This is a genomic window from Pseudomonas sp. TAE6080 (genome assembly GCF_018732265.1).
GTDB lineage: Bacteria > Pseudomonadota > Gammaproteobacteria > Pseudomonadales > Pseudomonadaceae > Aquipseudomonas > Aquipseudomonas brenneri.
This window is the reverse complement of sequence record NZ_JAHIDY010000092.1, coordinates 1-1,413: the sequence shown is the minus strand read 5'-3', so window position 1 is coordinate 1,413 and position 1,413 is coordinate 1. Positions and strand designations below refer to the sequence as shown.

1 protein-coding gene is annotated in these 1,413 nt (G+C 54.7%); it reads right to left on the bottom strand.

Features of this window, described 5'->3' with window-relative positions; genetic code table 11:
- Positions 1-28 precede the first annotated feature (28 nt).
- Positions 29-1,389 (bottom strand): IS3 family transposase gene (locus KL786_RS29245; RefSeq protein WP_458729610.1). Its coding sequence is split into 2 segments (ribosomal slippage): positions 29-919 and positions 922-1,389, totalling 1,359 coding nucleotides; the frame shifts between segments, so codons are not numbered across the junction.
- Positions 1,390-1,413 lie beyond the last annotated feature (24 nt).

The following is a 1,413-nucleotide window of genomic DNA, read 5'->3' as shown; positions in this document are numbered from 1 at the left end:
TGGACTGCCCCCGAAAAGTTGGACAGTTTCAGCTAGCAGCCTCAGCAGCATGAGTCCTGTATTTCACAGGGCTCATGCCATTGAGCTTTAGCTTGATGCGGTCATGGTTGTAGTAGTGGATGTACTCGTCCAGACCGGCTTTCAGTTCCTCAGCGCTCTCGAAACGCTTCAGGTAGAAGAACTCGGACTTAAGCGTACCAAAAAAGCTCTCCATTGCCGCATTGTCCAGGCAGTTTCCTTTGCGTGACATACTCTGCTTCAGTCCTTGCTCTGCCAGCTTGTGGCGGTACTGCGAGTGCTGGTAATGCCAGCCTTGATCCGAGTGAAGCACCAGTTTCGGCTTGTTTTCCAGGCGCTTGAAGGCCTTGTCCAACATGTTGGTGACCAGCCCAAGGCACGGCCTGCTGGCCACTTCGTATGCCACAATTTCGGCGTTGTACAAGTCCATCACGGGAGAGAGATAGACCTTTTCCTGAGCCACTTTGAACTCGGTCACATCGGTCACCCACTTCTGATTCGGGCGCTGCGCGAGGAAGTTTCGCTCCAGCAGGTTGGGCGCGATGAGGCCGACGACGCCCTTGTACGACCGGTACTTTTTGGGCCGTACGAGTGAGCGAAGATCAAGCGCGGCCATCAAGCGTTCTACGACCTTCTTGTTAACCAAGGTGCCGGCGTTGCGGATCACCGCCGTAACACGCCGGTAACCGTAAAGCCCTTTTTCCTCGTGATAGACACGCTGAATCAGCTGTCTTAGGACAGCATGCTTGTCAGGTTTGACCTGCGCCTGGAGCTGGTAATAGAACGTGCTGCGAGGCAAGTCCGCCAACTGCAGAACGGCGCCCAAGGGAAACCTGTCCTTGAGCGTCGACACGATCAGGGCTTTTTGGGCCGACTTCGCTCCTGCTCCTTCAGTTCTTCCAGCTTTTTTAGGTAAGCGTTCTCCATACGCAGCCACTCAAGCTCAGCCAGCAACTGGCCGCGGCTTTTATCGGTGTCATCGGACGTCGTAGGTTTGATGGGGTAAGGCTTTTTCGACATGGCAGTAGGTTTTCTTCTCTTGGGAGCAGGTAAAGCCGGACTCCCACTGTAGTACTGCCGTGCCCAAATGCCTATCTGCGAGGACTGACCGAGGCCAAAATGGGCGGCGGTCTGGCGCGAGGAAAGCTGATGCTTGTGCATGTATTCAAGGACTGAGCGCTTGTAGGTCGCACTGTACCGCTGGCCTGGTTTGCGCAGGCTGAACTGACCATGCTTCTGGAACGCGCAGACCCAGCGCCGCAGCAGGCTGAAGTCCACTGCAAATCGCTGAGCTACTGTTCTGAATCCTTTACCATCCTCCAGATAGGCCTGGACGGCGGTGAGTTTGAATTGATCTGAATACTTGCTCATGTGAACACCCCAAGAAATTGGATT